Here is a 12,614-nt window from a genome sequence, read left to right as displayed (position 1 = left end):
CCACTGTTCCTGGTCATGACGCCGGACCTGTGGGAGCGGGCTTGCCCGCGAAGCGGTGCATAGCACTGCCACTACCTCGGGATCCAATACATGACCACGACCACCGCCCAATTGCGGGCCTCACCCCTGGACGCGCTTCAGCGCTGGCTGCCCAAGCTGGTGCTGGCACCCAGCATGTTCATCGTCCTGGTGGGCTTCTACGGCTACATCCTCTGGACCTTCGTGCTGTCCTTCACCACCTCGACCTTTCTGCCCACCTACAAGTGGGCGGGCCTTGCGCAATACGCCCGTCTGTTCGACAACGACCGCTGGTGGGTGGCGAGCAAGAACCTGCTTCTGTTCGGCGGCCTGTTCATCGCCATCAGCCTGGCCATCGGTGTGTTGCTGGCGGTGCTGCTGGACCAGCGCATCCGTCGCGAGGGCTTCATCCGCACCATTTACCTGTACCCCATGGCGTTGTCGATGATCGTCACCGGTACCGCCTGGAAGTGGCTGCTCAACCCGGGCATGGGCCTGGACAAGTTGTTGCGTGACTGGGGCTGGGAGGGCTTTCGCCTGGACTGGCTGATCGATCCCGACCGGGTGGTGTATTGCCTGGTGATCGCGGCCGTGTGGCAGGCTTCGGGCTTCATCATGGCCATGTTCCTTGCCGGCTTGCGTGGCGTCGACCCGTCGATCATCCGCGCTGCGCAGATGGATGGCGCCAGCCTGCCGCGCATCTACTGGACCGTGGTGCTGCCCAGCCTGCGCCCGGTGTTCTTCAGTGCACTGATGATCCTCTCGCACATTGCCATCAAGAGCTTCGACCTGGTGGCGGCAATGACGGCCGGCGGCCCGGGTTACTCCTCCGACTTGCCGGCCATGTTCATGTACTCGTTCACCTTCAGCCGCGGCCAGATGGGCATGGGCTCGGCCAGCGCCATCCTGATGCTCGGGGCAATCCTGGCGATCCTCGTGCCTTACCTGTACTCGGAGCTGCGGAGCAAACGCCATGCATAGTCCTGTCGACAAGCCGGTGCTCAGCTTCAGCCGTATGGCCATCCATGCCGTGTTGCTGATCGCCGTGCTGCTGTATCTGGTACCGCTGGTGGTGATGCTGCTGACCAGCTTCAAGACCCCCGAAGACATCACCACCGGCAACCTGCTGAGCTGGCCTGCAGTGATTACCGGCATAGGCTGGGTCAAGGCCTGGGGAGCGGTCAGCGGTTACTTCTGGAACTCGATCATGATCACCGTGCCCGCGGTGCTGATCTCCACCGCGATTGGTGCACTGAACGGCTATGTGCTGTCGATGTGGCGCTTCCGAGGTTCGCAACTGTTCTTCGGCCTACTGCTGTTCGGCTGTTTCCTGCCGTTCCAGACTGTGCTGCTGCCGGCCTCGTTCACCCTCGGCAAGCTTGGCCTGGCCAGCACCACCAGCGGCCTGGTGCTGGTGCATGTGGTCTACGGCCTGGCCTTCACCACGCTGTTCTTCCGCAACTTCTACGTGAGCATCCCCGACGCGCTGGTCAAGGCCGCGCGGTTGGACGGTGCCGGGTTCTTCACCATCTTCCGCCGCATCATCCTGCCGATGTCCACGCCGATCATCATGGTCTGCCTGATCTGGCAGTTCACCCAGATCTGGAACGATTTCCTGTTCGGCGTGGTGTTCTCCAGCGGCGATTCGCAACCGATTACCGTCGCCCTGAACAATCTGGTCAATACCAGCACCGGGGCCAAGGAATACAACGTCGACATGGCGGCAGCGATGATCGCTGGCCTGCCAACCCTGCTGGTCTACGTGGTGGCAGGCAAATATTTCGTGCGCGGGCTGACGGCCGGCGCGGTCAAGGGGTAAGCCATGGCAACGCTCGAACTTCGCAATGTGAACAAGACCTACGGCAGCGGCCTGCCGGATACCCTCAAGGACATCCAGCTGTCGATCAAGGACGGCGAGTTCCTGATCCTGGTGGGCCCGTCGGGCTGCGGCAAGTCGACCCTGATGAACTGTATCGCCGGCCTGGAGCAGATCACCGGCGGCGCCATCCTCATCGACGAGCAGGACGTCAGTGGCATGAGCCCCAAGGACCGCGATATCGCCATGGTGTTCCAGTCCTATGCGCTGTACCCCACCATGAGCGTGCGCGAGAACATCGAGTTCGGCCTGAAGATCCGCAAGCTGCCCCAGGCCGCCATCGACGAGGAAGTGGCGCGGGTGGCCAAGTTGCTGCAGATCGAACACTTGCTGGCGCGCAAGCCGGCGCAGCTGTCCGGCGGCCAGCAGCAGCGCGTGGCCATGGGCCGGGCGCTGGCGCGGCGACCCAAGATCTACCTGTTCGATGAACCCCTGTCCAACCTCGATGCCAAGCTGCGGGTCGAAATGCGCACTGAAATGAAGTTGATGCACCAGCGCCTGAAGACCACCACGGTGTACGTCACCCATGACCAGATCGAGGCCATGACCCTGGGCGACAAGGTCGCGGTGATGAAGGACGGCATCATCCAGCAGTTCGGCACCCCGCAGCAGATCTACAACGACCCGGCCAACCAGTTCGTGGCCAGCTTCATCGGTTCGCCGCCAATGAACTTCATTCCGGTGCGTCTGGCCAGGCAGGATGGCCGCTTGCTGGCGCTGCTCGACAGCGGCCAGGCGCGCTGCGAACTGCCCTTGGGGGAGGCTGCTGACGCGCTTGAGGGGCGCGAGATCATCCTCGGCATCCGCCCTGAGCAGATCGCCCTGGGCGCTGCTGACGGCAATGGTTTGCCGGCTATCCGCGCCGAGGTGCAGGTGACAGAGCCCACCGGGCCGGACCTGCTGGTGTTCGTCACGCTCAACCAGACCAAGGTGTGCTGCCGCCTGGCGCCAGATGTGGCGTGCCGGGTGGGTGACACCCTCAACCTGCAATTCGACCCGGCCCGGGTGCTGCTGTTCGACGCCGCCAATGGCGAGCGCCTGCATCTGGCCAGTACTGGCGCAACCGCAAAGGACAACGTGGCTCACTTCAAAGGCCGTTGACTCGTCTACACCATCAATAAGAAAAAGAGGACGCAAAGGGATGGAACAGCGCAAACGCATCAAGACACTGGGATCGCTGGCCTTGCTTGCACTTGTAGGCAGCAGCGGTACACAGGCTGCCGAGGCTTTTTCCAGCGAATCCAAATGGATGACCGGCGACTGGGGCGGCACCCGGACCGAGCTGCTGGACAAGGGCTATGACTTCACCCTCGATTATGTGGGTGAGGTGGCTGGCAACCTGCATGGCGGCTACAACGACGACAAGACGGCACGCTACAGCGACCAGTTCGCCCTCGGCGCGCATCTGGACTTGCAGAAGATACTGGGTTGGCATGATGCCGAGTTCAAGCTGGCGATCACCGAGCGAAGCGGTCGCAACCTGTCCAACGACCGCATCAGCGACCCGCGCGCCGGGCAGTTCAGCTCGGTGCAGGAGGTGTGGGGCCGTGGCCAGACCTGGCGCCTGACCCAGATGTGGATCAAGCAGAAGTACTTCGACGGCGCGCTGGACGTGAAATTTGGCCGTTTTGGCGAGGGCGAGGACTTCAACAGCTTCCCTTGCGACTTCCAGAACCTGGCCTTCTGCGGCTCGCAGGTGGGCAACTGGGTGGGCGGCATCTGGTACAACTGGCCGGTCAGCCAGTGGGCGCTGCGGGTGAAGTACAACATCACGCCGGAGTTCTTCGTACAGGTCGGGGCCTTCGAGCAGAACCCTTCCAACCTGGAAACCGGCAACGGCTTCAAGCTCAGCGGCAGTGGTACCAAGGGTGCGATCTTGCCGGTGGAAGCGGTGTGGTCGCCCAAGGTCAATGGCCTGCCGGGCGAGTACCGCCTGGGTTACTACTACAGCACGGCCAAGGCTGACGATGTGTACGACGACGTCAACGGCAACCCGCAGGCGCTGACAGGTGAAGCCTTCAAGTCGCACTCCAGCAAGCACGGATGGTGGGTGGTGGCGCAGCAGCAGGTCACTGCCCATGGCGGCGACGTCAACCGGGGCCTCAGCCTTTTCGCCAACTTCACCGTGCACGACAAGGCCACCAACGTGGTCGACAACTACCAACAGGTGGGGTTGGTCTACAAAGGCGCTTTCGACGCCCGGCCCAAGGATGACATCGGCTTCGGTGTGGCGCGTATTCATGTGAATGACGACGTGAAGAAGCGCGCCGAACTGCTCAACGCACAGAGCGGCATCAACGATTACGACAACCCTGGTTTCGTACCGCTGCAGCGTACCGAATACAACGCAGAGCTCTACTACGGCTTCCACGTTACCAACTGGCTGACCGTGAGGCCCAACCTGCAGTACATCAAGAGCCCTGGCGGGGTGGACGAGGTGGATAACGCGCTGGTCGCTGGCTTGAAGATTCAGTCGTCATTCTGAGTCAACTTGTTGTAAATTTACGCCAATCCATTTTCGGTTCCCGGCACCCACTGGTCTGCAGTGGGTGTTGGGGATAGGCCGAGACAGCGCTATCTCAAACAACAAGAGCTCTGAACCATGCCCGAACATCCGCTCCATCGCTTCTTCTCCTCGCAGCGGCCCCGGCCGACATTCGAGTGGGAGCGTTATCAGCAGCGCGATGTCCTGATCATCGACCACCCCCGTTGCCAGGCGGTGTTCAGCCGCCAGGGCGCGCAGTTGCTGCACTTTCAACCAGCGGGTGAACGGCCGTGGCTGTGGTGCGCCGAACAGTGGCCGCAGGTGGGGGCGATCCGCGGTGGTGTGCCGGTGTGCTGGCCCTGGTATGGCCGTCATCCCAGCGAAGACCTGTGGCCGGCCCACGGTTGGGCGCGGTTGCTGGACTGGAAGCTGGTGGACAGCCGTGAGGACGAGGAGGGCGTGACCCTGAAATGGCGGCTGGACCTGTGCGACTGGCAGGTCGACCTGCATGCCCGGTTGGGTAGCCGCATGGAGCTGAGCTTGAGCACCGAACATCAGGACAGCGAACCCTGCCAGTTGAGCCATGCGCTGCTGGCGTACTGGCGCATCAGTGACGTGTCCGAGATAGCGCTGTCTGGTCTGGAAGACATCGAGGGCTACGACCGCCTCAACCGCCAGGCTTGCCGTGAGGATGGCGCGCTGAAGCTCAAGGGCGGCTGCCAGAAGGTCTACCCCGGTACGCCACGGGTGCAATTGCAGGACCCAGCCTGGCAGCGCGAGCTGTGCATCGACACCGGTGACAGCGACGACACCGTGGTCTGGCACCCTGGCAATCGCCCGCTGATGGGGGTGACTGGCCGCGAGTCGCAGCGTTTTGTCTGCGTCGAGGCGACCAGTGGCAGTGGCGAAGGCCTGAGCCTGGCACCTGGGCAGCGTGCGCACCTGCGATTGCAGGCGCACCGGCTCAGTTGAGTTCGTCGTCCTCGATCGGGTAGCGGCTGGCGTTGAGGCTTTCCTTGATCTTGCGCAGGTGGGGCTGGAAGTCCACGCCGCGGCGCAGGGTCATGCCGGTGGCCAGTACATCGAGCACAGTCAGCTGGATGATCCGCGAGGTCATTGGCATGTAGATGTCGGTATCTTCCGGCAGCGGAATGTGCAGGCTCAGGCTGCAAGCATTGGCCAGTGGCGAGCCTGCGGCGGTCAGGCCCAGCACCGAAGCGCCGTTTTCACGTGCCAGGCGCGCCACTTCGACCAGTTCGCGGGTGCGCCCGGTGTAGGAAATGATCACGAACAGATCGCCGGTGTGGGCGACCGAGGCCAGCATGCGCTGCATCAGCACATCGGCGTGGGCCGACACGGCCAGGTTGAAGCGGAAGAACTTGTGCTGCGCATCCAGGGCCACCGGGGCTGAGGCGCCGAGGCCGAAGAAGTGGATCTGCCGGGCCTGGATCATCATGTCCACGGCGCGGCTGACCTGCTGCGGGTCCAGTTGCTGGCAGGCGCTGTCAAGCGAGGCGATGGCGCTGGCGAAGATCTTCTGGGTGTAGGCGGCCGGGTCATCGTCGGCCTCTACCGCGCGGCTGACATAGGCGGCACCACTGGCCAGGCTCTGCGCCAGTTGCAGCTTGAGCTCGGGGTAGCCGCTGACGCCGAACGAGCGGCAGAAGCGGTTGACGGTCGGTTCGCTGACCTTGGCCGCCTGGGCCAGCGCAGCGATGCTGAAACGGGTGGCTTGTTGCGGGTTGAGCAGGATGACTTCGGCGACTTTGCGTTCGGCCTTGTTCAGCTCGTCGAGGCGGCCCTGGATCTGTTCCAGGAGGTTTCGCACGCGGTCCATGGGTGTGTCCTTGGGTCGGGAAGACAGCCGGCTGTGTGAGCAGCAGGCTTTTTGCACGGTCGTCTATCGTACTGTCGGTGCGGTTGGCGTACCACTTGTCTGTAACACTTGTGTGTAATGTTGTGGTTTTTACTACATTATCCCTTGAAAACCGTGTGTGAAAGCGGTATTCCTAGACCAACTTTAGGAAAGAACCAACATCATGGCCGCAATCAGTGTCGAACCTTGCACCTTTGCCCTGTTTGGCGCCCTCGGCGACCTGGCATTGCGCAAGCTGTTTCCTGCGCTCTACCAGCTCGACCGGGCCAACCTGTTGCACCCGGACACCCGCCTGCTGGCCCTCGCCCGTGAGGTCGGCAGTGCGCAGGAGCACCTGGACAGCATCGAAGCCCACCTGCGCCGGCACGTGCCCGAGGCAGATATCGAGCCTGCTGCGCTGGGGCGCTTCCTTGCCCGCCTGAATTACCAGCACCTGGACTTCCTTCAGCCCGAGGGCTATCAGGCCTTGGCCGAGCAACTGCCGGGCGAGCTGCCGCTGATCGCCTACTTCGCCACGGCGGCGGCGGTGTATGGGGCCATCTGCGAAAACCTCGACAAGGTCGGGCTGGCTGCGCGCACCCGGGTAGTGCTCGAGAAACCTATTGGCCACGACCTGGAGTCGTCGCGCCGGGTCAACGATGCCGTGGCGCGGTTCTTCCCTGAAAGCCGGGTTTACCGCATTGACCATTACCTGGGCAAAGAGACGGTGCAGAACCTGATTGCCCTGCGCTTCGCCAATAGCCTGTTCGAAACCCAGTGGAACCAGAATTCCATCTCCCATGTGGAGATTACCGTCGCGGAAAAGGTCGGTATCGAGGGCCGTTGGGGTTATTTCGACAAGGCCGGCCAACTGCGCGACATGATCCAGAATCACCTGCTGCAGTTGCTGTGCCTGATCGCCATGGACCCGCCCAGCGAACTGTCCGCCGATGCCATCCGCGACGAGAAGGTGAAAGTGCTCAAAGCCCTGGCACCGATCACTGGCGACGGCCTGAGCACCAGCGTGGTGCGCGGCCAGTACATTGCCGGCTACAGCGAAGGCAAACCGGTGCCGGGTTACCTGGAAGAAGACAACGCCAACGCCCAGAGCGACACCGAAACCTTCGTTGCCCTGCGCGCCGACATCCGTAACTGGCGCTGGTCGGGCGTGCCGTTCTACCTGCGAACCGGCAAGCGCATGCCGCAAAAACTGTCGCAGATCGTCATTCACTTCAAGGAAACGCCGCACTACATCTTCGCCCCGGAACAGCGTTTGCAGATCGGTAACAAGCTGATCATCCGCCTGCAACCGGACGAAGGCATTTCTTTACGGGTGATGACCAAGGAGCAGGGCCTGGACAAGGGCATGCAACTGCGCAGTGGCCCATTGCAGCTGAATTTTTCTGATGCCTGGCGCAGTGCACGAATTCCGGATGCCTACGAGCGACTGTTGCTCGAAGTGATGCGCGGCAACCAGAACCTGTTCGTGCGCAAGGACGAAATCGAGTATGCCTGGAAGTGGTGCGACCAGTTGATCGCCGGCTGGCGTAATGCGGGCGATGCGCCCAAGCCATACGCGGCGGGCTCCTGGGGGCCGATGAGCTCGATTGCACTGATCACACGCGATGGGAGGGCGTGGTATGGGGATATCTGAATTGAAACTGCCAGCGGCCGTGAAGGCTCATGAACTGGCGGATGCCAAGGCACTGTCCGTGTCCTTGGCTCATGATGTGGCTGAGCGCCTGCGCGCCGCGATTGCCGCCAAGGGGCAGGCCTGTGTGGTGTTGTCTGGCGGCCGCAGCCCGGTGCCGTTCCTGGAGAAACTGGCCAGCGAGCACCTGGACTGGGCCAAGGTCACTGTCAGCCTGGCTGATGAGCGCTGGGTGCCGGTGGAGCACGCCGACAGCAATACCGGCCTGCTGGCCCGCCACCTGCTGAAGGGCGAAGCGGCCAAGGCCCGTTTCGTTGGCCTGTACCAGCAGGCGGAGAACCTCGATGCAGCTGCGCTCAAAGCTGACCAGGCCTTGGCCGAGCTACCGCCGATCGACGTGCTGGTGCTGGGCATGGGCGACGATGGCCATACCGCCTCGCTGTTCCCCGCCAGTCCCAACCTGGAAGCAGGCCTGGACCCGGCCGGCCCACGCCGCTGCCTGCCGATGCTGGCGCCGAGCGTGCCGCACCAGCGCCTGTCGATGACCCGTTCGCTGCTGGCCAGCGCGGCCTTCATCGCGCTGTCTGTGCAAGGCCAGGGCAAACTCGCTACCCTGCGCGCCGCGCTGGCGGGCAACGACCTTACTGAAATGCCGATTCGCGCTTTTCTTCACGACCCCCTGGACATCTACTGGTGCCCATGAGCCAAGGATCCACTGTCATGACCACCCTTGAACGCCCACAGCCCAAGCTCTCGATGGCTGATAAAGCCGCGCGGATCGACGCCATTTGCAAAAAGGCGCGCATCCTGCCGGTAATCACCATTGCTCGTGAGGAAGACATTCTGCCGCTGGCTGACGCCCTGGCCGCTGGCGGTATCCGTACCCTGGAAGTGACCCTGCGCTCGCAGCATGGCCTCAAGGCCATTCAGGTGCTGCGTGAGCAGCGCCCGGAGCTGTGTGTCGGCGCCGGTACCGTGCTCGACCGCAGCATGTTCGCGGCGGTTGAAGCTGCGGGCGCGCAGTTCGTCGTTACCCCTGGCATTACCCAGGACATTCTCGAGGCTGGCGTGGACAGTGAAATCCCGCTGTTGCCGGGCATCAGCACGCCGTCCGAAATCATGATGGGCTATGCCCTGGGCTACCGCCGGTTCAAGTTGTTCCCGGCGGAAATCAGCGGCGGCGTAGCGGCGATCAAGGCCTTTGGTGGCCCGTTCGGCGATATTCGTTTTTGTCCCACCGGCGGTGTGAACCCGGCCAACGTGCGCAACTACATGGCACTGCCGAATGTGATGTGCGTGGGTGGAACCTGGATGCTCGACAGCAGCTGGATCAAGAACGGTGACTGGGCGCGGATCGAAGCGTGCAGTGCCGAGGCGATGGCGCTGCTGGACGCCAACTGAAAACAGTTGTGTGCTTTACGGCTTGTGGGGCGCTTGGTCGGCGCCCCTTTTTTTGCCTGGGGTATTTGCCGTGGTTGTGCTGGCCCTTTCGCGGGTAAACCCGCTCCTACGCACCGATCTGCGGTGGACATACACCGGGGGGCACAGGCCGTTGTAGGAGCGGGTTCACCCGCGAATGGGCCGGGCCTGCTGGCCAATATCCCTGGCCGTTCACCGTTGCCGTGGCCTCCGTATTCGCGGGTAAACCCGCTCCTACACCTGATCGGTGGTGGACACACATTGGTGATTGGGCGCAGCCCGTCGTAGGAGCGGGTTTACCCGCGAAAGGGCCAGTCCAGGCCAACAAAAAGCCCGCATCAAACGATGCGGGCTTTCTCATCCCTCATTCCAGGCTTCAGGCCGCCTTGGCTTCCTGCTGGCTCAGCGAGCGGTTCAGCGCACTGAACAGGGCCTTGAAGCTGGCCGTGGTGATGTTCTCATCGATACCCACGCCATGTACCGGGCGGCCACCGGCCACGCGCAGTTCGATGTAGGCAGCTGCCTTGGCGTTGGTGCCAGCGCCAATCGCATGCTCGTTGTAGTCCATGATCTCCACGGCAATCGGCAGGCCGGCCACCAGTGCTTCCAGGGCGCCGTTGCCCTTGCCGCGCCAGTGCAGGGTGGTTTCGCCTTCACCGGCAACTTCCACTTCCACGGCGCTGTGGCCGTTTTCTTCCTGCAGGCGATGGCTGACCAGTGCGTATGGCGCGTTGGCCTGGAGGTATTCCTTGTGCAGCAGGCTGTAGATCTGCTGGGCGGTCATTTCCAGGCCCAGGCGGTCAGTCTCACCCTGCACCACCTGGCTGAATTCGATCTGCATGCGACGCGGCAGGCTGATGCCATATTCCTGCTCGAGCAGGTAGGTGATACCGCCTTTGCCCGACTGGCTGTTGACGCGGATTACCGCTTCGTAGCTGCGGCCGATGTCGGCCGGGTCGATCGGCAGGTAAGGCACCTCCCACAGTTCCCCATCCTGCTGCTTGGCGAAGCCCTTGCGGATGGCGTCCTGGTGCGAGCCGGAGAACGCGGTATGGACCAGGTCGCCCACATACGGGTGACGAGGGTGTACCGGCAACTGGTTGCATTCTTCGACCACCTTGCGCACGCCGTCGATGTCGGAGAAGTCCAGCAACGGGTCGATGCCCTGGGTGTAGAGGTTCAGTGCCAAGGTCACCAGGTCGACGTTACCGGTACGCTCGCCGTTGCCGAACAGGCAGCCTTCGGCACGGTCGGCGCCGGCCATGAGGCCCAGTTCGGTGGCAGCGATGCCGGTGCCGCGGTCGTTGTGGCAGTGCAGGCTGATGATCACGCTGTCGCGGCGGCTGACGTTGCGGCAGAACCACTCGATCTGGTCGGCGTAGATATTTGGCGTGGACACTTCCACGGTGGCCGGCAGGTTGAGGATGATCTTGTGTTCAGGGGTAGGGTTCCACACCTCGATGACCGCGTCGCAGACCTCCTTGGCGAACTCCATTTCAGTGGCGCTGAAGGTTTCTGGCGAGTACTGGAAGGTCCACTGGGTTTCCGGCTGCTGGGCGGCGTACTTGACGAACAGCTTGGCCGCGTTCACCGCGATGTCCTTCACGCCTTGCTTGTCCTGATTGAAGACGATGCGGCGGAACGACGGGCTGGTGGCGTTGTACAGGTGGACGATGGCCTTCTTCGCACCGCGCAGCGATTCGAAGGTACGGGCAATCAGGTCTTCACGTGCCTGGGTGAGCACCTGGATGGTGGTGTCATCCGGGATGTGGCCGTCCTCGATCAGGGTGCGCACGAAGTCGAAATCGGTTTGCGAGGCAGACGGGAACGAGGCTTCGATCTCCTTCACGCCAACCTGCACCAAGGTCTTCCAGAAGCGCAGTTTCTTCTCCGAGTCCATCGGCTCGATCAGCGACTGGTTGCCATCACGCAGGTCGGAGCTGCACCAGATAGGTGCCTGGGTGATGGTCTTCGACGGCCAGGTACGGTCAGGCAGGTCGATGGTCGGGAAAGCGCGGTATTTCTTCGAAGGGTCTTTGAGCATGGTCATGGAAGCAATCCTTTTGTGTGCGGCCGAGATCGGGCCTGCCGAGCGATAACGATATGAAGAGGCGAGGCGACGCGATTCAGCCTGGTAGTCGGGCGCTGACCAGGCAGAGGCTGCGATGTTGTCGGAGCAGGATGAGGGTGCTGAAGGTTTTCATGCCTTCAAACTTAACCAGTGGGGTGGGGGATGGCAAGCGTTCGGGAAAAATTGAGAGGAATGCTTAAAAAAAGCCATTAGGCGAGATTTTATGGCTTGGATCTGCTGGGCGCTTATTGATGTTTGCGCAGTATTTTTCGATGGCGCAACACAGTTGAACTGCTGTCGACTGTGCTGGCCTCTTCGCGGGCATGCCCGCTCCCACAAGTATTGTGCTGTGTCTGAAGGCTTCGCTGTACCTGTGGGAGCGGGCGTGCCCGCGAAGCAGGCGCCGCAGTTTCAGGGCTGGAACGCGCCAATGAAAATCGCCGGGTCCACCCGCGCATCGTTCAGGCTGACGTTCCAGTGCATGTGCGGCCCGGTAGCCCGCCCGGTCGAGCCCACGCGTCCGACCACCTCGCCACGACGCAGTTGCTGGCCGACCTGCACATCGATTTTCGACATGTGGCAGAACATGCTGATAAAGCCCTGCCCATGGTCGACGAACACCGTGCGGCCGTTGAAGAAATAATCCCCCACCAGAATCACTTTGCCATTGGCGGGTGTCTTGATCGGCGTGCCTGCCGGCACCGCAAAATCCAGCCCCGCATGAGGGTTGCGTTCTTCGCCGTTGAAGAAGCGGCGCACGCCGAACTTGCTCGACAGCGGGCCGTTGACCGGCTTGTCGAGAACCAGGTTGCTCGGCAGGTTCGGGCTGAAGCTGCGGTAGGCCTTGATCTGCTCGGCCAGCTCGCGCTCGATGCGCTTGAGGTCGGCCGGGTTCGGGTTGACTTGGCGCGTGTTCTTCAGGGTAATGCGCTGCTCAGGGTACTTCTTGCTGCCTACGCTGAAAGGCAGGGTGCGCCCGCCCTGGTTCAGCACTGCGGTGCCGGGCTTCTGGGTCAGCGGGATGCCGACGATGGCCAGCCAGTTGTCCTGCTCCTTCACCACCAGCACCGGCTTGCCGTCGAAACGGGCGCTGGGTGCGTTAGCGGCGGGGCCCAGGTCGACGACTGCCACACCGCCGGGTACCGGTTTGTTCAGTGTGCGGGTGATGTAGCTGGCCTGGGCGCCGCCGGCCAACAGCAGCAGGGAAAGGGCAAGCAGGGGCGCGAGCACGCGGGGCAT

Annotated in this window: 11 protein-coding genes; 8 read left to right on the top strand and 3 right to left on the bottom strand. The window is 62.6% G+C overall.

The annotated features are described in order from the left end of the window. Nucleotides 1–90 precede the first annotated feature (90 nt). The 5 genes from N5D53_RS11345 (at nt 91) to N5D53_RS11325 (ending at nt 5,351) form a co-directional block, all read left to right on the top strand. Nucleotides 91–999: a sugar ABC transporter permease gene (locus N5D53_RS11345; protein WP_003255050.1), complete on the top strand. Its 909-nt coding sequence runs from the start codon at nt 91–93 to the stop codon at nt 997–999. Then, nucleotides 992–1,837 carry a carbohydrate ABC transporter permease gene (locus tag N5D53_RS11340; protein WP_104960872.1) on the top strand — a complete coding sequence of 282 codons (846 nt, stop codon included), beginning with the start codon at nt 992–994 and terminating at the stop codon, nt 1,835–1,837. The genes N5D53_RS11345 and N5D53_RS11340 overlap by 8 nt, the downstream gene beginning before the upstream one ends. 3 nt (nt 1,838–1,840) lie before the next feature. Further along, the gene (gene ugpC, locus N5D53_RS11335; protein ID WP_003255047.1) at nt 1,841–2,995 is read left to right on the top strand and encodes a sn-glycerol-3-phosphate ABC transporter ATP-binding protein UgpC; all 1,155 of its coding nucleotides are present in this window, start codon (nt 1,841–1,843) and stop codon (nt 2,993–2,995) included. 40 nt (nt 2,996–3,035) lie between these two features. Next, nucleotides 3,036–4,379 (top strand): carbohydrate porin, encoded by a 1,344-nt coding sequence (locus N5D53_RS11330; RefSeq protein ID WP_010952199.1) that lies wholly within the window; start codon nt 3,036–3,038, stop codon nt 4,377–4,379. Between the two features lie 117 nt (nt 4,380–4,496). Continuing rightward, complete coding sequence (locus N5D53_RS11325; protein WP_003255044.1) at nt 4,497–5,351, top strand: D-hexose-6-phosphate mutarotase; 855 nt, start codon at nt 4,497–4,499, stop codon at nt 5,349–5,351. Here the strand turns inward: N5D53_RS11325 and hexR are convergent. Continuing rightward, nucleotides 5,344–6,207, bottom strand: a complete 864-nt coding sequence (gene hexR / locus N5D53_RS11320) for a DNA-binding transcriptional regulator HexR (protein ID WP_169774905.1) — start codon at nt 6,205–6,207, stop codon at nt 5,344–5,346. The genes N5D53_RS11325 and hexR overlap by 8 nt on opposite strands. Before the next feature lie 211 nt (nt 6,208–6,418). On the opposite strand from hexR, the gene zwf reads away from it, so the two are divergent. From zwf to N5D53_RS11305, 3 genes are read left to right on the top strand one after another with little or no spacing between them, the layout of a single operon-like run. Then, nucleotides 6,419–7,888, top strand: a complete 1,470-nt coding sequence (zwf, locus tag N5D53_RS11315) for a glucose-6-phosphate dehydrogenase (RefSeq protein WP_010952201.1) — start codon at nt 6,419–6,421, stop codon at nt 7,886–7,888. Then, the gene (pgl, locus tag N5D53_RS11310) at nt 7,875–8,588 is read left to right on the top strand and encodes a 6-phosphogluconolactonase (RefSeq protein ID WP_104960873.1); all 714 of its coding nucleotides are present in this window, start codon (nt 7,875–7,877) and stop codon (nt 8,586–8,588) included. The genes zwf and pgl overlap by 14 nt, the downstream gene beginning before the upstream one ends. 17 nt (nt 8,589–8,605) lie before the next feature. Further along, entirely contained in the window at nt 8,606–9,286 is a 681-nt protein-coding gene (locus N5D53_RS11305; RefSeq protein WP_003255037.1) for a bifunctional 4-hydroxy-2-oxoglutarate aldolase/2-dehydro-3-deoxy-phosphogluconate aldolase, read from the top strand. A 394-nt stretch (nt 9,287–9,680) separates the two neighbouring features. Here the strand turns inward: N5D53_RS11305 and leuA are convergent, their stop codons facing one another. Both leuA and N5D53_RS11295 read right to left on the bottom strand, forming a co-directional pair. Further along, complete coding sequence (gene leuA, locus N5D53_RS11300; protein WP_010952204.1) at nt 9,681–11,354, bottom strand: 2-isopropylmalate synthase; 1,674 nt, start codon at nt 11,352–11,354, stop codon at nt 9,681–9,683. Nucleotides 11,355–11,786: 432 nt separating this feature from the next. Continuing rightward, the gene (locus N5D53_RS11295; RefSeq protein WP_104960874.1) at nt 11,787–12,614 is read right to left on the bottom strand and encodes a M23 family metallopeptidase; all 828 of its coding nucleotides are present in this window, start codon (nt 12,612–12,614) and stop codon (nt 11,787–11,789) included.

The organism is Pseudomonas sp. GD03862, assembly GCF_029840855.1.
Classification (GTDB): Bacteria; Pseudomonadota; Gammaproteobacteria; order Pseudomonadales; family Pseudomonadaceae; genus Aquipseudomonas; species Aquipseudomonas alloputida.
Note: the sequence above shows the minus strand (reverse complement) of the source record. Positions and strands in the feature narration are given on the sequence as shown.

Coding starts and splice junctions, on each gene's coding strand:
- zwf (WP_010952201.1), top strand. CDS start 6,419: ATGGCCGCAATCAGTGTCGAACCTTGCACCTTTGCCCTGTTTGGCGCC.
- N5D53_RS11305 (WP_003255037.1), top strand. CDS start 8,606: ATGACCACCCTTGAACGCCCACAGCCCAAGCTCTCGATGGCTGATAAA.
- pgl (WP_104960873.1), top strand. CDS start 7,875: ATGGGGATATCTGAATTGAAACTGCCAGCGGCCGTGAAGGCTCATGAA.
- leuA (WP_010952204.1), bottom strand. CDS start 11,354: ATGACCATGCTCAAAGACCCTTCGAAGAAATACCGCGCTTTCCCGACC.
- N5D53_RS11330 (WP_010952199.1), top strand. CDS start 3,036: ATGGAACAGCGCAAACGCATCAAGACACTGGGATCGCTGGCCTTGCTT.
- N5D53_RS11340 (WP_104960872.1), top strand. CDS start 992: ATGCATAGTCCTGTCGACAAGCCGGTGCTCAGCTTCAGCCGTATGGCC.
- N5D53_RS11345 (WP_003255050.1), top strand. CDS start 91: ATGACCACGACCACCGCCCAATTGCGGGCCTCACCCCTGGACGCGCTT.
- N5D53_RS11325 (WP_003255044.1), top strand. CDS start 4,497: ATGCCCGAACATCCGCTCCATCGCTTCTTCTCCTCGCAGCGGCCCCGG.
- N5D53_RS11295 (WP_104960874.1), bottom strand. CDS start 12,614: ATGCCCCGCGTGCTCGCGCCCCTGCTTGCCCTTTCCCTGCTGCTGTTG.
- ugpC (WP_003255047.1), top strand. CDS start 1,841: ATGGCAACGCTCGAACTTCGCAATGTGAACAAGACCTACGGCAGCGGC.